Consider the following 19,433-nt stretch of genomic DNA (forward strand, 5'->3'; position numbering starts at 1 on the left):
CTCCTCGCCGCGCCGCAGGTCTTCATGAAATGCGACCCGGGCCCAGCGGTCAAGCACCGGGCCTGGGGAGCTCGCCGTGGCCGATCCGTCGCCCCGGGCGGCCGTGGTTGGCTCACTCGTCGGCCCCCTGAGCCGCGCCGTCGCCCGCCCTCGGGGATGAGGTGGCGGCCTGGGTCGTTCACGAGGCGATCGGTCGGCTGCTCGGGCTGGAGGAGGACGCCGCGCGCCGGAGCGAGCACGACCGGCTCGTACGGGGAGCGCCGGTGCGGACGTACCGGGTGGGCCGGAACGGCGCGCTCGAGTGGCAGGGGCATCGGCGGCCCCTCGCCTCGCATTCGCGAGCCCGTCGGCATCTCACGAAACTGACCGCGGCAGTGCTAGGGTGCGCCGCGTGCCGACGATCTTCACCAAGGGCGATCTCCTCAACACCCCGGATCTCCACGCGTACGCGCACGGCGTGAGCTGCGTGGGCAAGATGGACACGGGGATCTCCGTGGCCTTCAAGAAGCGCTGGCCGGGCCTTCTCCCGGCGTTCGAGCAGCGGAACGCCGAGCGGAAGCTCCAGCTCGGGGAGGCCTTCGTCTGGAGCGAGGGCGGCGACACCGTGTACACCCTCGCGATCCAGGAGAACGCGACGAAGAGGCCCTCGCTCGCCGCGCTCGAGCGCTCGCTCGTCGCGATGGTGACGCACGCCGCCGAGGCGGGGATCGCGCGGATCGGCGTACCGCGCGTGGGCGCCGGCAAGACCGGCCTCGAGTGGCTGCGCGTCAAGAGCATCCTCGTGAAGGTCGCCAACGACAAGCCGGTCACGCTCGTGGTCTACGAGCAGTTCGTGCGCGCCCCGGGCGCCTGACCCCAGCGGCGCTCGTCGAAGGCAAGTACGTCGAGCACCTCGAGATCGCGCCGGGAAAGCCCCCCTTCGCACCGCTGCCCAGCGGCCTCGAGAGCTACCACGGTGAGCTCCGCGGCCTGTCCGTGGGCGCCGGCTGGGTATTCTCCGCGTGGCGCGGGCCGTCGGAGCAGGTCGATACGCCGCCCAGCTCGCTGCCGGACCAGATCGTCAACAGCGCCGAGGGGACACGCTTCTGGCTCGCAGCGGTGGGCCAGGACGAAGCCCTGGAGCAGCTGCGCCTGCTCTACGACACGCTGGTCGCCAGCGCGGGACGGAAGCCGACCTCCTGCGGCCTCCATGTCCAGATCGCGAGCGTCGCTCCCCTCGCGGGCGGCAGTCGCGCGGTCGCGTACTACGTGGGCGACCCGTTCGCTCCCGGATCCCGGTGCTCGGCGTGCGATCGAGCAGGCCGATCACGGGCTGGGCTTGGCTTTGTCCCGCAGGTAGAGAGCCTCCACCTGCTGCCGGGCCCACGGGGTCCGTCGCAGGAATTGCAGGCTCGATTTGATGCTGGGATCGTACTTGAAGCAGCGAATGTTGATCATGCGTCCGAGCTGCTCCCAGCCATGCTGCGCGACCAGGTGCTCGAGGATCATCTGGAGCGTGACACCGTGAAGAGGATTGTGGGGCTGGGGCTGAGTCATCTAGGTGCTCGGGGGCGATCGCCCCGGAGGGCCAGCGTGAGCCCGCGGTGTAGCACGTCGCGCGGCGGCCGCCGCACCCACGCCGCCCGTTCGCGCCGAGGAGCGCTCGGTTTCATCGGCCCCGCCCCGTCGTCGCGGCGACCCTGGCGGGACGATTCCGCGGCGGCGAACCGTCCTGAGCCGCGCCGTCGCCCTCGGGGATGAGGTAGCGGCCCGGGCCGTTCACGATGCGATCGGTCGGTTGATCGGGCTGCCGGTGGCACTGCGCCGGTGAGCAAGCTTGGACCGAACGTCGAGCCCGCCACCGGAAGGGTAGGCCTTGGCCATTCACAGCCTCAGGCTGCGACTGGAGCGCCTCGAGCGTAGTCCGCCATTTGGTCGCGCAAGGCCTTTTGGAAGGCCGGCCGTGCCTCACAGCGCTTGACGTAGGCGTCGAGGACGGGAAATTCGGTCACCAGGGCTGTGTGCCGAAGGAACTTCAGCACGGTCGTCATCAGGACGTCCGCCGCGGTGAAGCGATCGACCAGATAGTCGCGCCCGTCGAGCCAAGCGGAGAGCGCGCCCAGCCGAACTTTCACCGCATCCACGGCCGCGGGACGCCGCAGCTTCGCCCACTGCTCTTCGCCGTGCTGCAGGTCCATCGCGAAGAGGTTCTGGATCGGCGGATCGACCGTGTTGAGCGCGGCGAACATCCAGGCGACCGTGTTGGCGCGGTCGTGCCGATCGGGGGGCATCAGAGCCTCGGAGTCGGCAGCGATGTGATGCACGATGGCGCCCGATTCAAACAGCCACCGACCATCCGCCTCGAAAGCCGGCACCATCCCGAAGGGGTGCTTCTGACGGTATTCGTGCGAGCTCCGCTCGCCGCCATCGATCAGTCTGACCTCATAAGGAAGCCCGGCCTCCTCCAGCGCCCAGCGCACGCGCAAGTCGCGAACAAGCCCCTGCGCGAACGGCGGGGCCCAGGGCAATCCCGTAACGGTGATCTTATCCATTTGAATTCTTTGCCTCTGTGGAGTTGTGTTCCTTGGAGATGGCGCCGATCCCCGGACGACCTTCAGCCATCCTTCGCTCATGCTCTCGAGCGAAACAACAATCATTCTTCGTCGTGCAGAAACCGGCATGCAGCAGGCGAATCCGGGTGCCGTCGTGGACTTTGGCGAGCGTCCACGTGACGACGGTCTCTCGAACCAATCGCGGAGCGACGCGCGCCCGCTCGGCCCACGAAGACGTACTCCTTTTCGATCTTCTCCAGAGGAGTTCGTGCCGCTCCGCGGAGAGCGCGTCGCGCGCTCACGCGCCGTCCGCCAGCAAGGAAAGGTTTAACGCAGGGGGAGCGCCCCTGGGAGCAACAAATCTGTCGCGAATCCGGTGAGCGGCGGCGCGAGCACGACGACCTCGTACGAGGCGGACGACGCCGGGAGCGGAGGTGGGAGCTGCCTGCATCGTTGCAGGTGCCGCTGCGCTGATGAGCAACATTTCCCGCTGTAGCGCCCGCGCCCTACCTCAGGCTCAAGCCCTGGCCTCGCCGATCCGCTGGCGCGCGGGCGGTGACGCCAGCGCGGGGCCGCGGCCCTGCGGCCGCGGGTCCGGCGGCAGGGATAGGCCGGGCGGTATGCGCCTTGGCTGCGGCCGGGCGAGCGGGGAGCTGCTGCGCCGCCGCCGTGCTCGACCGCTTGCCGTCGATCGGCGTCGGGTACACTGCCGGCGCACCAGCGCCTCCACCTACTTCCTACTTCTCCACGGAAAGCTCGCCCCCATGAAGCACGCGTTCCTCGCGGCGCTCTCGCTGGCCCTCAGCGCGTGCGCCGGACCGCTGGCGAAAGGGCCGTCGGTCGATCTCCGCCTGCGGCACGTCGTCCTGTACCAGAACGGCCTCGGTTACTTCGAGCGCACCGGCGTCATGTCGGGCGAGCGGCTCACGCTCCGGTTCCGGGAGCGCGAGGTCGACGACGTGCTGAAGAGCATGGTGGTCGTCGAGCAAAACCTCGGGCCGAACGAGACCCCCTCCACCGTGAGCGCGCTCTTGCCGCGCTCCGGGCAGGCGAGCGGGCCCGAGGAGCCCACCGAGCTCGAGCTCGTCTTCTCGCCGGCCGCGCGGAGGCCCGTGTCGATCGCGTACGCGGTGCCGACCGCCGCCTGGAAGGCGACCTACCGCGTGATCCTGCCGGCCAAGGGGCAGAAGGAGAAGCGGGCGCTCCTCCAGGCCTGGGCGCTCATCAGCAACATCGGCGACGAGGACTGGAGCGAGGTCGACGTGACGCTCGCGACGGGCGCGCCGCTCTCCTACGTCTCGAACCTGCGCGCGCCGGCGATGCTCGACAGGCCGGAGCTGAAGGGCGTCTACGACGGCGAGGGCGGCGCGCTCGCCCCCGTGCTCTCAGAGCGCTCGCCCGGGCCCGACACCGACCGCGACGGCGTGCTCGACCACGAGGACGCCTGCCCGCGCGAGCCCGGCTCGGCGAGCCCGCAACCCGACCGGCACGGCTGCCCGCACACGGTCCGCGTCGCCAGCAGCAGCGAGATCCAGATCCTGACCGCCGTGCCCTTCGACAAGGGCTCGGACGTCATCCCGCCGCGCGCGAGGCCGCTCATCGAGGAGCTCTCGCGCACGCTCAAGAGCGTCCCGCACCTCCGCGCGTTCGAGGTCGAGGGGCACGCGTCGTCGGACGAGTCCGGCGCGGCGGATCTCGCGGCCCGGCGCGCCGCGGCGGTGCGCGCGGCGCTCCTCCAGCTCGGGGTCACGGCCGAGCTCGTGACGCGCTCGCACGGCACCCAGATGCCCCTCGTCGCCGGCGACACCGAGGAAGCCCGGCAGCGCAACCGCCGCGTCGCCCTGCGCGCCCTGGACGTCGGGCAGGCGCAGGCCCCCAGCCGGGGGCGCGAGGCGCCGGCCGTCACGCCCGAGGCGATGGAGAAGGTGCCGGAGGGCGCGGCGAGCGTGGACGCCGTGGCCGGGGCCTTCCGGTACGCGATCGCGAACCCGGTGACGCTCCCGAAGAAGTCGTCGGCGCTGATCACGCTCATCAACCGCCCGGTCGCGGGCGCGGACGTCCTCCTGTTCCGCCCCGATCCCGCGGCGCCCGCGAGCGCGACCCACCCCTTCCGCGCCGCGCAGATCGAGAACCGGAGCGCGCTCGGTCTCCAGCCCGGATCCGTGTCGATCTTCTCCGGCGGGACCTTCGTGGGCGAGGGTGTGCTCACGCGCCTTTTGCCCGGGGAGAGCGCGACGATCCCGTACGCCATCGACAGCTCGACCGAGGTGCGCGCGACGAGCATGACCACGGATGTGCCGGTGCGGTTCGTGTCGCTGTCCCGCGGCGCGCTGCGCGTGGAGGATCGGTACCGGCGCGTGACGGTCTACGATGTGAGGCCCGGCCGGGACGTGCCGGAGACATTGCTCATCCGCCACGCGAGGGCGACAGGGTTCGAGCCGCAGGGCCTCCCAGGGTGCACGGACGCGATGCCGGACGCCTGCCTCGTCGAGAAGAAGCTCGCGCCCGGCGCGCCCCAGAAGGTCGTGGTCGAGGAGACGCGGCTGTCTCAGCGCGAGATCCCGCTCGTCCAGGCCGACAGCGAGCGGCTCTCGCTCTACCTGAAGGGCTCGAGCCTCCCGGCCGAGCTCCGCGCGAGGCTGGACCGCGCGCTCGCGCTCCGGCGCGCGCTCGACGCGGCGAACGACGAGCTCGACCCGCTGCGGCGGAGGCGCGCCGAGCTGATCGACCGCGCCGCCGAGCTGCGCGAGAGCCTGAGGACCATCGAGCGCACGCCCCAGGCCGGCAAGCTCCGCCAGACCATGCTCGACCGGCTCGCCGAGGTGGCCCGACAATCGGAGGAGATCGGCGCGAAGATCACCCAGCGCATCGAGGACGTGGCCATGGCGCGCGCCGAGCTCGACGACACGCTCCGCGATCTGGTCATCGAAGGTCGGTGAGCGCCGGCGACTCGCCCTCTCGACCCGGCGCGCCTCGCTGACGAAGCGCGCCAGAACGCCTCCGCCTCATTCGGTGGTGCAGTCGGGCGCCGAGCTCGGGTCGGCCACCCACGCCGCGAGGCGCGCGGTCCCGGCGTCGCCCCACGCGTCGTGAGCGAGCTGATTGAGCCGGCACCACTCATGGCGCGTCTGCTGGATCGCGAGCGCCTTCGCCGCGAGGTGCTGCTCGACGCGATCGGTCAAGGAGGTCTTGTCCTTGCTGAGCTCGTCGTGGGTCATCGCCACCGGGGGCGGACAGTGGTCGCCTGGCTCGTAGTCGACCGTGCCCGAGACAAGGCCGTAGGCGGTCGTCCGCCGCTGGCGGAAGGTCACGATCGCGTACTCCGGGTACGGCGCATCGTCGTCGCGAGTCACCGCCGTCTCCCTCGGCTTCTTGCCCTGCACGACGATGAAGCCCGTCGAAGGCACGGCGGAGTACGGCGTGAGCGCGGGGAACGCCGTGAGCGACTGGTCCACGAGGACGTCGCCGCCGAGCTCGACCCAGTTCGTGTGTGCGTAGAAGTCCTGCACCGCGTGAAGCGAACGGGAAAACGCCAGCAATGCCAGCGCATCGCCGTCCAGCTGCGCGATGCCCGGGCCCAGCGCCGCCACCGCCTCGGCTTGCTTCTCGGCGATGAAGGCGGCTCCTCCGCTGAAGTTGCAGTCATCGAAGTGGGCAGCATTGCTGAAGTGGAACTCGGCGTCCGTCGACACATTGCCGATCTTCAGAGCGCTGATCACCGCAGGCTTCAGGAACGACAGCGCGGCGCTGGTGATCTCCTCGTGGTTCGGCTCCCCGGGCGCCGTTGAAAATGCATCGGCGCTCTCCTCGATCGCCTCGGCTGTTCCAGGCTCGCCGGCGCAGCCGAGCGTCAGCGAGAACCCCACGACTCCCACGATGAACGCGGCGTGTCGATGTACGTCTTGCAGCATGTCTTGCGGCATGTCTTGCGGCATGTCTTACGTAACTGCAAAGCGCGATCCAGGCGTGCGGGCTGAGCGTTCGTCGAGAGAAACGAGCGGAAGGAGCTTGCGTGAACGCGCTTGCGCCCGATGAGCGCACCTCATCGCCTGTCGTTCCCTTCCACGCGCGAACCGCGCGCGTGCCTCACTGCGGCGTTCCGCCACGCTTCTCCCGTACCGTCGCGTCGAGCTCCGCCAGGTTGACGAGGAGCAACATCGGGCGGAGCCGCGGCCCCGCGTGTCGCCGCGTCACGCGCCGAGCGTGGATGGCTCGTAGCGCGTCACCCAGGTCTTGATTTGCAGCTCGCAGAAGATCAGGCGAGGCGCAATGAAGCCTGCCTGGGCCAGGAGCGCGAAGACCTCGGCGTCCGAGGCCGGCATCTTCAACGACGCCATGGCCTTCCGTCGTTGCTCCGCCGCCTCGGGCGGCCGCCCCTCCGCGAGGGCCCGCCGGTCCTCGACGGCCCTCAGCAGCGGATCGTCTCCAGTCCGACAGCCGATCACGAAGGGCGCCCCCGGCTTCAGGCGCCCTGCGATCTCCCGCAAGAGCTCGATGCGCGCCTCATCGCCCGGGACGTGGTGCAGGACGCCGATCATCTGGGCGCCGTCGAACAAGGGCCCACGCGCGAGATCGCGCAGCTCGCAGGCATGCAGGCTCGTCCGCTCGAGGAGGCCTTCCGCCGCGAGCTTCTCTCTCGCGACGGCGAGCATCTCCGGCGAGGGATCGACGCCCGTGAAACGAACGCCGGCCCCCGCATAACGCGCGAAAGGCTTCAGCTCGCTCCCGGTCCCGACGCCGACGATCAGCAGCGACGCGGCCTCCTCGTCGGGGAGCGCGGCGACCATCACCTCGGCGATGACCTGCTGCATGACGCCATAACCCGCCCAGAAGCGGCGCACCTGGTCGTCGTAGCTCAATGCTCGCTCGCGCCCGAAGCCAACTGCGTGTTTCTCGTGCTCGTCCGTCTTCATCACGCCTTCTCCTCGGCGGACGGTCGCCCGGACCGCCTTCAGCAGAGGCGTATCACCCGTCGTGCAGCCTCGACATGGCGGCGATTTCGATCCGACCGGCGGGGCTTTCTGTCGCGACCGCCGCGGGTGCAGGCGCCGTAGGGCGATGGATGCGTCAGGTTCCACCTGGCGCGAACCAGCCGTAGCATGGACGGATGACGGACTCAGACGACCGCCGATCGCCCGCGGCGCGCGACGGGACACGCGATGAAATCCCTGCGCCGCTGGCGTCCCGGCAAGCGCCCACGATCACGTCAGGGCCGGACGGACACCAGCACGGACAGCCGGCGAGCGACGGGCCGCGTAAGGTCGGCGGGACGCCGGCGCCGCTCGATCTCGTGCCCGCCATGATCGCGGCGACCCGCGCGATCACGTGCGCGACCGACGAGGCGTCCCTGTTCGCGGCGGCCGTCGAGAGCCTGTCCTGCCTGGGCCACGACGCCTTCTACCTCAGCAGGTTCTGCGACGACGCGAACAGCGTCCTGGAGATCGTGGGCGTCTGGAAGCGCGGCGGCGCGCCGCCCGTCCCGGCCGGCACGCGCCTGCAGCGCTCGGCCTACCCCGGCCTGGAGAAGATCGCCGCGGGCGACCCGATCCTGTACGAGGACTGCGCCACCGACCCGCGTCTCCACGAGACGACGCGGCGCCTCATGGTCGACAAGATGGGCATTCGCTCGATGGCGCTGTTCCCGCTCATGCACGGCGACCGGCTCCTCGGCTCCCTGTCGGCCAACTACGGCGCGCCTCACGTGTACTCGCCGGAGGAGCGGCAGCTCTTGACGCTCGTCGCCCAGCTCTCGGCCGTGACGCTGCTCGGCATCCGGAGCCGCAAGCAGATCGACGAGAAGGTCCGGCTGGTGGAGGCGCTCTACCGCGCCGGCGACGCCGTCGCCGTGATCTCCGAGGAGGCGCCGCTGCTCGACAGGACGGCAGAGCTCCTGGTGAACGAGGTCGGCTACGTGATCAGCTGGATCGGGCTCGTGGACCCCGAGCGCGGCGTGCTCGCCTCCCGCGCCGGGCTCGGCAGGAACTTCGGAGTTGATCTCTCCATCGTGCACCCGCTGGACAACCCTCGGAGCGCGGCGGTCGCGGCGTTTCATCAGGGCCATCCGGTGGTGCGCCACGATCTCCACGAGCGCCGCGAGGCCGAAGCCTGGGGTGAGGCCGCCACGAACGCCGGCCTGCGGACCGGGGTGTACGTGCCCCTCCGCGCGGGCGGAGAGGCGCTCGGGGTGCTGGGCGTCGGCAGCTCGGACGAGCGCATCACCGAGGACGAGGTCGCGCTCATCGCCGCGTTCGGGAACCAGCTCGCCGCCGCGATCCTCCGGGCGCGGAGGGACCGGGAGCGGACCGAGCAGCTCGCGCAGATCGAGCAAGCCTACGACCGCCAGGCGCGGCTGCTCGAGGTCGTGCGCGAGCTCTCGACGCCCGTCATCCCGGTCCACGACGGGATCCTTGTGCTGCCGCTCGTGGGCACCGTCGACTCGAACCGGAGCGCGCAGATCATGGGCTCGCTGCTCTCCGCGATCGAGCGCGAGCAGGCCTCGGTCGTCCTCATCGACGTCACCGGCGTCCCGATGGTGGACACGGGCGTCGCCGACCATCTTCTCCGGGCCGTCCGCGCGGCGGCGCTGCTCGGCGCCGAGGTCGTGCTCGTCGGCATCGCGCCCACCGTCGCGCAGACCATCGTGCAGCTCGGCGTGGACCTGAGCGGCGTGACCACCCGCGGCGATCTCCAGGCGGGCATCGCCCACGCCCTGCGGCGGCGGGGCCTGGAGATCCGCCCGCTCCAGGCCGCGGCGGCGGCGCCGCCCGGCGCCGGCGGAGCCAGGCTCCGCAAGGTCCGGTGAAGCGCTCGCGAGAGGAGGAGGCCTCCACAACGCGGATCACGTGGACGCTGAGCGTGTTTCGTTGCCAGGGATCGAGCGCGGATACCGCGATCTCGACCTGGGTCGCCCGCGAGGCGCTTCGCCGCGACTTGCCCGCCTTTGCTAGACCTCAGGCAATCGGACCGCGCGCCTGGCGGATGCTCTCCGCCATCATCGCCGCGATGCGGCGAGCGAGCGCGTCCACGGCGTCGGCGCGCCCTTCCACCACGCTGTCGAGCGCGCGCTGGTGGTCGTGGAACAAGCGCACCGTCACGCGGATCGAGCCGTCAGCCGCACGGCGGTAACGCCCCGCCGGACGGAGCGAATCCGGCACCCCGGTGGCATCGACGAACACGAACGGCGGGGGCTGCGCTTCCGCCAGGCTGCGTAGCGCCTCATCGACGTTCATGCCGAGCGCGAGCCCGTCGTCCATTTCCTCTTCATCCTGGAACGAGCTGCGCTCGACGAGCGGCAGAGGGACGGCGAGACGGAAGCTCCCGGGCCGCGCCGCGTCGACCGCTCCGATGACGAAGCTGGACCCTCCCGCGGGCACCGCCAGCAACGGGCGCTGTACGCCGCCGATCCCCTTGGCCAGGAGCGGCACCTGATCCACGACGTAGTTGTAGAGCTCGCCGACGCCGATGAGGTTGCCCCCGTGCAGCGCCGCTCCGCGCATGCCGGACAGCAGCGCGTAGGTGAGCAACCCCTGCGCATAACGGCTCGCCTCGTAGCTCACCGCGTCGGCCGCCGCCCCCGCGAGCAGCCACAGCCCGGTTCGGTCTCTCATCCGCTCGAGCACGCGCTGGTAGCTCGACGGCACCTCGCGCTCCTCCGTCAGATCCTTGAGGAACCGCCCGGCGTGGCAGGTGTCGAGCAGCACCACCTGCTTGAGCGCCGGCACGCGCTTGATCCACTTTGTCAATTCCTGGCTAGAGAGCGCGCTGGCGCGCCAGACCACGGGATCGGCGTACGCCCGCTCCACCGCGTCCTGGGTCAGATAATAGAACTCGTCGTCCTTCCCCTCATTGACCTGCACGCCATGGCCCGACAGATACACCACCAGGACGTCCTCCGACTTCGCGCCTTCGGCCCACCTGAAGGCGGCCTCTATGTTCGCGCGCGTCGGCCACTCCGCGGTGTCGCCGGAATCCGTGCTCAGCACGTTGACCTTCACGCGGTCCCCGAACAACGGCTCGGCGACGAACCGCAGCGCCTTCCCGAAGTCCGCGGCGTCCTTACCAGCGTAGGCCAAGCGGAGACTGGGGCCCTGGTACCGCGAGATGCCGACGATGATGCCCCACAGCATGGGCGGCGCGCGCCCCGGCGTACCGGCCGCCGCGAAGCGCGATTCGCTGCCGCGGCTCGCCAGCACGTCGTCAGCGTCCATCGCCACGACCGTGACTCGATTGCTGGCGTCGCCTTGGTGCAGGTAGGGGTGGCCGGCGAGCGAGAACTCGAACGAAATCTCGCGAATGGCACCCGTCGCCTCGTCACGGAGCGCGTCGACCCAGAACTCCTGACGGCGCCCTTCCGCCGCCAGGAACGGCCGACCAGACTCGTCCTGTGCGAGGCGGCCGACGAGCGCCTCTTTGCCGTTGATGGCGATCTGTATCGTTCCGAATCCGCCACCCTGGTCGCGCAGCTCCACGTACAGCGTCGGCCCCTTCTCTTCGCCCCCCAGGATCGTTCGGGCTCCGCTGCCCTGACCACCCAGCTCCACGTGCACCGTCGGCCTCCTCGGCCCCCTCTCCAGGATGGTCGTCCTCACCGACGGAAACAGCTTTGGCGCGAGCTGCGTCACAGCGCGCACCGGCTCCGCGCGGAGCTGCATTTTCTTGGCGAGCAGCGCCGGATCGTAATAACGCAGCTTGAGCTGCGAGAGCGCGAGCGGCTCCAGATCGAGCAGCCAATGGAGCCCCGCCGCCTCACCATCTTGCGACGTGTCGTAGCGACCCTCGTCGTCAGCGACCGCCCATCTCCTGTCGGCCAGCGAGAGCAGCGTGCACAGCCGCGCTGCGACGCCGACCCTCCACAGCTCCACGGTGCCGCTCGCCGTACCGCCGAGCACGAAGCGCCCGTCCGGTGAGAGCGCCGTCGTGGTCGCGTGCGCGATCATCGCGCCCCACTGGCACTCGGCGGTGAGCAGCCATTGTCCGGGGAGCTGCTTCTCGTCAAGCACGTTCACTTGGCCGTCCCGGTGCGTGAGCAGCCAGCGCCCCACCGAGCCCAACCGCTCCACGCGGACCAGAGGATTATTCCGTATGCTCTCGGGCTCGTAATAGCCAATCTCCTCGCCGCTCTGCGCACTGCGAATCACCTGGCCAGGAAGGATGGCTTCGAGTTCCAGCGAGGGCGTCGGCGCCGGCGCGGGGCGCACCTCGGCGAGCCCGCCGGTTCCGGCGTCCCACACGTGCGCCATCCCGTCCTCGCGCGCCACTGTGAAGCGGCGCCCATCAGCGGCGAATTCAATCCAGGTCGACGCGAGCCGCATCGCCTTGACCGACCACACCACGTCACCGTTTACCCAATCTATGGCGTGAAGCGAGCCGTCTGCCATGCCAACCACCAGCAACGTCAACAGCGCCGAAGGCGACAGATCCGCCGCCTGGATCGATCCACCGATCATGGCGAGCGCCTGCGCGACCGCAGCGCGCGGCGCGGGCGGCCGGGCGTCGAGCTCCCACAGCTGCACCGCCGCTCCGGGCGACACCGTCAAGAGCAACCGTCCGTCGGTCGAGAGCGCGATCGAGGTCGGCGCGCTCGAGATCGCCAATTCGAGGAGCCGACCCGCGGTGTGCGCGTCCCACACGATCACGACACCCGCCGTGTCGAGCGTGGCAACGCGATCGCCGTCAGCAGAGAAGGCGGCGGCCTGCACCGGCGCCGCATGCCCTGAAAGTGCCTGGAGCTGGGCCCCCGTCCTTGCATTCCAGAGAATAGCGTCGTGATTGGGCCCCTCCGTGAGCACGAGATCGCCGCGCGGCGAGAACGCCGCCACGGTCGCCGTCGCGTCGCTCCGCTCGCCGAACCGGCGCGCTGCCTCGACCCTCCCCTCCTTGACGGCCCACACGATCGTCTCCGCGCCCGACGTGACGAGCCTCGCACCGTCCGACGAGAACGCAGCGAATCGCACCTTGCGCAGCTTGAACGGAGCGTGCAGAGATAGCCACTTCATCTCATCCAGCAGCGGATAACGGATCGCCGCCCCTTCGCCGCCCACGACGACCATTTGCCTTCCGTCAGGCGACAGGGCCACGCCGGCCGGATCGCCCATCTTCGCGGAATCAAGCCAGAAGGTGTAGAGCTCGTCACCCGTCGCCGCGGCCCATGAGATGGCGCGCCCGTCGCCAGCTGCGGTGATCAGCCGCGAGCCGTCGGCGCTGAAAGAGATCAGGCGAATCACGCCGCTGTGTCCCGTCTGCGCCACCAGCTCTAGCTTCTTGCCGCCCACCAGCGCCACGCGCGACATCCCCGCCGTTGGGCCACCAAGCAGCACTTTGATGAGCGCGCCACCCAACCATTTCGCGATCACGATGGCACGAAACAGCCGGTCCTCCTCGCGCGCGTCGCCGCCATCGCGCGCGGCCTTCATTCGCGCGGCCAGATCGATTACCGTGGCGAGATGCGCCGTCAATCGCTCGATTTTGCGCTGCAGCTCCTCCCGGAGGAAGCGCTCGGTCAGGAGTCTTTTTTCCCCCTTTTTCCGTGCCTCTTCCATCTCGCGGATGGCCTCGTCGACGAATGCATCACGGACCGAACGTTCCGGCAAATCAACGAACACATGGAGAGTGCCGCACTGGAGGCCATACAGATCATGCCGGGATATCATGAGTTCCTCTCTCCCGTGGCCACTCGTCACCGCCCCCCGCCATCGACCCGAAGCCGCTCTATTTCGCCGTCATTCGCACCACCACGATGTCCGCGGTCCAGCGCTCCGATGCGCCGCGCGCGTGCTCGCCCCTTTCCCCGACTCCGCTCGCTATCTCGGCGAAGGACGTATCACGCCTGAGGTAATCGAGCGACGCTGTGTTGTTCGTCGTCGCGATTGCCACGAAGCGATCCACCCCGAGCGATTGGCCCGCCGCGAGCGTCGCGCACATCGGATCCCCGAGGACGCCGGAGGAAGACCAGAAGGTCGCGCGGCTCTTCCTTGCGATGAGGTAGCGGCTCGCGTAGATGCTCACGCGCCCCTCGCCGTCGCAATTGATGAGCGTGACCCACAGGTCGATGTCCGAGGTATTCTCGATCTGGATACAGTAGCAGTCTCCGAGCGTGATCCACCTGTCGTTCACCGTGTCGAAGCGGCCCGCCTTCACCTCGTAATTGGGGCGCCTGTCTGGCTGCAGCGCTGGCAACGGCGGGTTCTGGGCCAGCTCCGGCGGCAGCACTCCGATCTGCTTGTTGCAATCGAGGAGCGTCATCTGGAGGCAATGCTCTAGATCGGCGCAGTTGCGCGCGATTCGCAGGGGCGCGGCGTAGAGGTAATAGTGCTCCACCAGAGCGACCGCGATGTCCTTGGCGTCGGCCGGCGGCGCGGTGTTCGCCAGGAAGGGCAGCGTCGGCAGGGGCGGCCCCGGCTCCTCCCCGGTCCCGTAGATGTCGTCGGTGATTGCCCAGGACTTGTCCGAGCGCTGCACCACCGTGATCTGGCCCTTGTCCCCCGCCTGCGCGATCTTCAGGAACGGCGAGGCGGCGAGCCGGTTCGCCATCGCCTCGTCGTGCGGCGCGAGCGCCACGACGAGCTTCGCTGCCTCGCCGGGCCGGATCAATCGACCGCGCATGAGCGCGCTCGGCGGCGGCGAAGGCGGGGGCATCGCAGGATCGGCCTTCGCAGACGACGTCGCGGGGGCGGTCGAAATCACGCGAACGAGGCCGATTCGCTCTCTCACATCCTCTGGCGTGCCGACCGGCGGAAACACCGCCGTCGCGCCTGGCGTCCCTAGCTCCGGATAGAGCGCCACGACCGCGCCTTCGGTGACGCCCACCAGGGATCCCGCGTTGAGTCGATAGGTCGCGCTCGCCGCATCGAAGGTCACGGAATAGCCGATGTCTCCCTCCTCCGGCGGCCCGCCGAACACCCGTCTCACCGGGGAGCTCGAGAGCCACGGGTGCTGATTCGCGTTCATCGCCTCCACCTTGGCGACCACCGTGCGCCAGATCTGGCCCCAGCGCAGCTCCGACAGCGTGGTGTCCTCGAGCGCGCTCAGCTGATCCACGAGCGCGCGCGTGAGCAGGCCATGCGTCTTTTGCTGCCGGCCCGGCGCGGGAGGCTCACCGCCGCTGCCGTCCCACTCGCGGGCCAGCTCGTCGTCGAGGCAGGCCGCTACCACCATGAAGTCGCCCGCGCCGACGCCCAGCCTCCTCGCGGCACCTCGCTCCCCCGTCGCCGGGGGCGGCGCGACCTCGGGCGGAAGGACGAACGGCCGCGGCGACTCGACGAACCGCGGGCGTACCCCCTTCTCCGGCACCTCCCGCGTCGCCCCCGCGGAGAAGCAACAATCGAGCACCACCGTCACGGCCGGCGTTCGCTCCGCGATCCTCCCGAGCAGCCTGTTCAGCTCCCAATCGAAGAGGAGCCTCTCCGTATACGCCAAATTGCTGTCCGTCGCCAGCAGCGCCTCGCGATAATAGCGACTGTTGTCCCTCGGATCGATCACCTCGATGCGCGTGCCGTGACCGGAGTGATAGATGAACACCCGGTCGCCCGGCTGCACCTCATCCCCGAGCGCGGTGAGCGCCGCGATCAGGTTCGCCTGGGTCGGCGCCTGCGTCGGCACCGTCGTCGGCCGCGGCGGGCCGCCGCGCAGGGGGGCGGCGAACCGCTTTATCCGGCTCGCCGGCACGCCCAGCCGATTCAGCAGCAACTCCTGGATCTCGTCGATGTCATTGACGCAGCCGAGGAGCTGGGGAACTTCGCCGGAGTAAACGTCGATACCGATCAGCACCACGTGGAGGCTCGCCGCAGCGCGCTCCGCGCGCGGGGAGAGCGGAATCTCGGGCTGCCTCATCGCCCTGGAAGCGCGAGGAGCAGCTGGCTTGGTCTTCCTGGTTTTCATGGCGAACCTTCACAGTCGGGGACTACCGAGCGTCGATCCGCCGCGCGCGACGGACGCGCGCGCGGCGGACGCCTGCGGCACCAGCGCTCGGCTCGGCTCAGCGCTAGGGCTTCGGATATTCGCGCGCGACGAAGGCGTAGTCGCTGTCGCTGATCGTCACTCCGCCGAGGATCGGTCTCCCGCTCTTCGTGCACTCGCCGGGGATCTGGTAGGCCATGATCGATTCCTCATCGGGCCTGGCCGTGCCGAAGATCGAGCTCTCCTCGAGCGGCGTCAGCACCTGGAAAATCACGTCTTCTCGGCTCCAGCCCTGGGTCCGCATGAAGTAGGCGATCGTCCTCTCGAAATCGAGGCGCTCGACGATCTGCGCGCGGAGGTGCTCGTGCGGGAACCCCAATGTGTGGCCGAACTCGTGTGGAACGACGCGTTCGAACTCGGAATCCGGAGTGTTCAGCGTGAACCCTTGGAGGTTCATCGTCTGCTGACCCGGGTGGTTGAGGATGTCGATGCCGAGCCACGACCAGTAGCCCCCTTCGCCACGCGCGAGGCGGACGTCCGCGCTCGCCGCGTAGGACCGCGTCTCGACGAATTGGATATTTCCAGTCCTGTTCCACATGTTCGCGTACGCGAGGATTTTGCGCCGCAGCGCGGGCTCCGGATTGTCGAGGAAGCCGACGCTGAGCCTCACCCCCGTCTTCGGCCACCGTAGCCTGATGACGAGAGCAAGCCTGCCGTGCTCGGTGGGATCGATGTCCTCGATATTGAAGCCCGGCGGCAGGTTGTCCGGGCGAACGGCCTTCGCCTGCACGGCCAGCTCCTTCCATTTTTCCGGCGGCGGAAGCTTGGGAATGCAGACCGGGACCTGACTTGCGAACGAGTTTTTCATGGCGACCCTCCGATACGACCCTGCTGGAACGCTCCTTTCTTAAGGCGAGCCGACCGCAAAGCACAGCTCCCCGGTGCTCACCGTCGCGCGTCGGCTCTCTTCGGTGCCGCGCTCCACTCCCGGAGAGCCTGTCAATGCGCAAAGGTGACTTCGAGAGAGAGCGGCGGCTATCCGCCAAGCAGGAAGGCATCGCGGAGAATGTGGGAGGAGATGCATTCTCCGTCGTCGATCACGATCGAGCTCGCGAACGGCCCGCTGCGCAACCGCGCGACGGGCGCGGTCGATGTCGACGCCGGCCCGTCCGCGGTGGGCGACGCGACGGCTACCGGCGACGCGTTAGAACCTATCCCAGTAGGGAGCACCTGGGATCTTGGGAGACTATGTTCAGGAACATGCGGAGGTCCTGGCCAGACGTCTTGACATTGGCACGTGACGCGGCAGCCGCGGCAGATGAAGCAGTTCAAGGATGATGGCTGGAGGTTGCCCGACGCCATCTGGACAGAGATGGAACCCTACTGCCGCCGCGCAAGGCGCACCCGCTCGGTTGCCATAACCCGCGCGTGCCCGATCGCGTGGCCATGGACGCCATCTTCTTCGTCCTCCGGACGGGCTGCCAATGGGGGGCGCTCGATGCGACCGGTATCTGCAGCCATTCCTCAGCGCATCGACGATTCATCGAGTGGATCGAGGCGGGCGCGTTTCGGGAGTTCTGGCGCCGCGGGCTGCTGGCGTACGATGAGTTCATCGGCATCGACTGGAGCTGGTTGGCGATGGACGGGGCGATGAGCAAGGCCCCGCTCGGCGGGGAAAAAAACCGGGCCCAACCCCACCGATCGCGCCAAGAGGGGCGCCAAGCGCAGCTTGCTGACAGAGGCGTCGGGCGTCCCCGTGGGCGTCGCCGTGGCCGGAGCCAATCGCAACGACTTCAAGATGGCGCGCGAGACCATCGAGAGCATCCCGGTCGAACGCCCGCATCCCAGCGGGCGCAAGCCGCAGGGCATGTGTCTGGACAAAGGGTACGATTACGCTGAAGTACCGGCGCTGCTGAAGGAGTTCGGGTTCACGGCACACATCCGCCCGCGCGGTGAGGAGGCGCGCGAGATCAAGAAGGAGGCAGGCCGCAGAGCCCGCCGATGGGTCGTCGAGCGTTCCCATAGCTGGATGAACCGCTTTCGGGGAATCCTCATCCGGTGGTCGAAGCGTGCGGACACCTACCTCGCCCTTCTGCACCTCGCCTGCGGGGTCATCACCTGGCGTGCAGCCGGCCTACTGGGATAGGCTCTTAGCCGCTCGGCGGTGAATCGCTCAGAACAGAATGAATTTCATTGAGATGTCATCCGCGCCCGCCTCGCCGTCGCAGAATTCCTGGCGCGATTTCCGGCACGCAATGCTAGCCGAGCGCCCGCGAGGCGGCCGCGGGGCGGAGGCCCTCTATCAGGGCCGCGCGATAGCGGTGTCGCGCCGCGGAGAGGCGCAGCGCCTCGCCCTCGTCCGCAAGCGACGCAGCCGCCATCGCCGCGTGACCCAGACGCAGGAGCGTGTAGGCGAGGAGATACGCCGGCAGGCGCCGCTCGGGATCATCGCCGGAGCGGCGCCGGTACCGCGCCAGGAAGGCGCGCCGGGCGCCTCGCGGCATCCGCCACTCGACGATGGCGCCGGCGAGATCCCAGGCGATGTCCGCGGGGCCAGGGAGGAAGTGATCGTCGCCGTGCCCGCAGGCGTCCACCTTGACCAGCTCGCCCGAGGCGGACCTGCGCCACTCGTGGGGATCCATCCTGCCATCGACGATCACCGGACGCGCGAGCTCCGGGTGGAGCTCACCAGGGAGCTCCCTCCGCATCTCCAGCGAGAAATTGGTGCGTGCCATCGCGATGAGCTCGTCGGCCGCAGGGCTCGGCACGGGGAAGGCCGAGGCGCGAAAGGCGCAGTAATCGGCCAGGCGCTCGAGCTCCGCGGCGGACAGCTCATCGGCCTGGAGCGGCCGGCCAGGGAGCCATGGATACGAGAAGAATCCCTGGCCCTCGTCGCGCGGCTCCAGCCCAAAGCCGGCCTGGAAGACGCCGTGAGCCCGCTCCAGACACTCGGCCCCGTAGCGGCCCATCCCTTCGAACTTGAGGATCCGGCGTTCGTCCCGGGAAAGGTATTTGAGTCGCTCCATGGATGTCCACGAGGGCGGCCAGCGCGATTCGTCCTCGTAGCAGCGGCGGCGCCACGCCCCGGCGCCGATGGGCTCGCCCGCGTCTCCGGGGAGCTGCGCCCCGCCCTCGGCGCGCTCCGAGCGGAAGGACCGCCAGCGGCGGGCGCCGTCCGGCGCGACGAGCGCGTCGGGGTCGGGCGCGCGGGAGCCGAGGAAAACGATGCTCGCGCGCGGGACGCCCGCGCGAACGAGGGAGTCGCCGGCGGCGAGGAACGAGGAGCCGCTGAGGCCCGGCCCCTCGTCGACGACCCAGAACCGCGCTCCCTCGGCGATGCCGTCCTCGACCCAGCGGAGCTGCCCGGCATCGAGCTCGACGCGGCGGTCATAGGGGTGACCTGATGGGCGCACGGTCATGCGCCCGGCCCGGATCCTCTGCCGGCGAAGCGCCGCGGCCGTCACCGCGCTCAGGGTCGTGCCGATGCTGCGGATGCCGACGACCCGGACCGGCGCCGGCGGGGACGCGAGCCGCTCGGCCAGCCGGGCGGAATCGAGCGGGTGGAGCGCGTAGAACGAGAACCCCTCGGGCGGCGAGGTCGAGACGGTCGCCGGGACCTCGACGGCCATGAGGGCTTCGGGCGTGGCCAGACGTCTGGCGGGTCGTGGCCAGACGTCTGGCTGTCCATGGTCAGACGTCGGGCCGTCCGCGATCGCGAGCGCGCCCGCGTCGTCACCGCCGATCAGCGCGGCGGCGAGATCGTCGGTGAGCTGCGCCAGCGCCGAGGCGCCCTCCGCGCCCGCGTCGGTGAGGATGGACTCGAGCTCGCCAGCGCGGATCAAGGCGCGGAGCACGACGTCGCGAGGGCGCTCCGCGCCTCCGGGGCCGGCGATCGCCTGGAGGTCGACCGCGAGCTCGTCGACGAGCCGCCGCCCCGGGACGTCGCGGCGGCCGCTGCGGAACACGTACATGCGGTATCCGGAGCTGTCGTCCATGGCGGGCTCCACG

11 protein-coding genes and 1 pseudogene are annotated in these 19,433 nt (G+C 69.7%); 4 read left to right on the top strand and 8 right to left on the bottom strand.

Features of this window, described 5'->3' with window-relative positions; all coding sequences use genetic code 11:
- The first annotated feature begins 391 nt into the window (after positions 1-391).
- Complete coding sequence (locus tag POL72_RS14370; protein WP_272095786.1) at positions 392-853, top strand: macro domain-containing protein; 462 nt, start codon at positions 392-394, stop codon at positions 851-853.
- 452 nt (positions 854-1,305) lie between these two features.
- Here POL72_RS14370 and POL72_RS14375 read toward each other — a convergent pair whose 3' ends face one another.
- Complete coding sequence (locus POL72_RS14375; RefSeq protein WP_373372173.1) at positions 1,306-1,488, bottom strand: VF530 family protein; 183 nt, start codon at positions 1,486-1,488, stop codon at positions 1,306-1,308.
- Between the two features lie 383 nt (positions 1,489-1,871).
- Positions 1,872-2,531 (bottom strand): glutathione S-transferase family protein, encoded by a 660-nt coding sequence (locus tag POL72_RS14380; protein ID WP_272095788.1) that lies wholly within the window; start codon positions 2,529-2,531, stop codon positions 1,872-1,874.
- Between the two features lie 764 nt (positions 2,532-3,295).
- On the opposite strand from POL72_RS14380, the gene POL72_RS14385 reads away from it, so the two are divergent.
- The gene (locus tag POL72_RS14385; protein WP_272095790.1) at positions 3,296-5,470 is read left to right on the top strand and encodes an OmpA family protein; all 2,175 of its coding nucleotides are present in this window, start codon (positions 3,296-3,298) and stop codon (positions 5,468-5,470) included.
- Positions 5,471-5,536: 66 nt separating this feature from the next.
- Here the strand turns inward: POL72_RS14385 and POL72_RS14390 are convergent, their stop codons facing one another.
- The gene (locus tag POL72_RS14390; protein ID WP_272095791.1) at positions 5,537-6,442 is read right to left on the bottom strand and encodes a hypothetical protein; all 906 of its coding nucleotides are present in this window, start codon (positions 6,440-6,442) and stop codon (positions 5,537-5,539) included.
- 279 nt (positions 6,443-6,721) lie between these two features.
- Complete coding sequence (locus tag POL72_RS14395; protein ID WP_272095792.1) at positions 6,722-7,444, bottom strand: SAM-dependent methyltransferase; 723 nt, start codon at positions 7,442-7,444, stop codon at positions 6,722-6,724.
- A 194-nt stretch (positions 7,445-7,638) separates the two neighbouring features.
- Here POL72_RS14395 and POL72_RS14400 point away from each other — a divergent pair, with 194 nt between their 5' ends.
- Positions 7,639-9,333, top strand: coding sequence for a GAF domain-containing protein (locus tag POL72_RS14400; RefSeq protein WP_272095793.1), 1,695 nt, complete (start codon positions 7,639-7,641; stop codon positions 9,331-9,333).
- 148 nt (positions 9,334-9,481) lie between these two features.
- Here the strand turns inward: POL72_RS14400 and POL72_RS14405 are convergent, their stop codons facing one another.
- The 3 genes from POL72_RS14405 to POL72_RS14415 all read right to left on the bottom strand — a co-directional run bounded on the left by POL72_RS14405 (position 9,482) and on the right by POL72_RS14415 (position 16,293).
- Entirely contained in the window at positions 9,482-13,180 is a 3,699-nt protein-coding gene (locus tag POL72_RS14405; RefSeq protein ID WP_272095795.1) for a caspase family protein, read from the bottom strand.
- A 58-nt stretch (positions 13,181-13,238) separates the two neighbouring features.
- Positions 13,239-15,407: a caspase family protein gene (locus POL72_RS14410; protein ID WP_272095796.1), complete on the bottom strand. Its 2,169-nt coding sequence runs from the start codon at positions 15,405-15,407 to the stop codon at positions 13,239-13,241.
- Positions 15,408-15,510: 103 nt separating this feature from the next.
- Positions 15,511-16,293 (bottom strand): M12 family metallopeptidase, encoded by a 783-nt coding sequence (locus POL72_RS14415; protein WP_272095797.1) that lies wholly within the window; start codon positions 16,291-16,293, stop codon positions 15,511-15,513.
- 450 nt (positions 16,294-16,743) lie between these two features.
- Here POL72_RS14415 and POL72_RS14420 point away from each other — a divergent pair.
- Positions 16,744-17,571, top strand: a pseudogene (locus tag POL72_RS14420) (IS5 family transposase).
- A 112-nt stretch (positions 17,572-17,683) separates the two neighbouring features.
- On the opposite strand, the gene POL72_RS14425 reads toward POL72_RS14420, so the two are convergent.
- Entirely contained in the window at positions 17,684-19,420 is a 1,737-nt protein-coding gene (locus tag POL72_RS14425) for a hypothetical protein (protein ID WP_272095798.1), read from the bottom strand.
- Between the last annotated feature and the right edge of the window lie 13 nt (positions 19,421-19,433).

It is taken from the genome of Sorangium aterium, from assembly GCF_028368935.1.
In the GTDB taxonomy this organism is placed as follows: Bacteria; Myxococcota_A; Polyangia; order Polyangiales; family Polyangiaceae; genus Sorangium; species Sorangium atrum.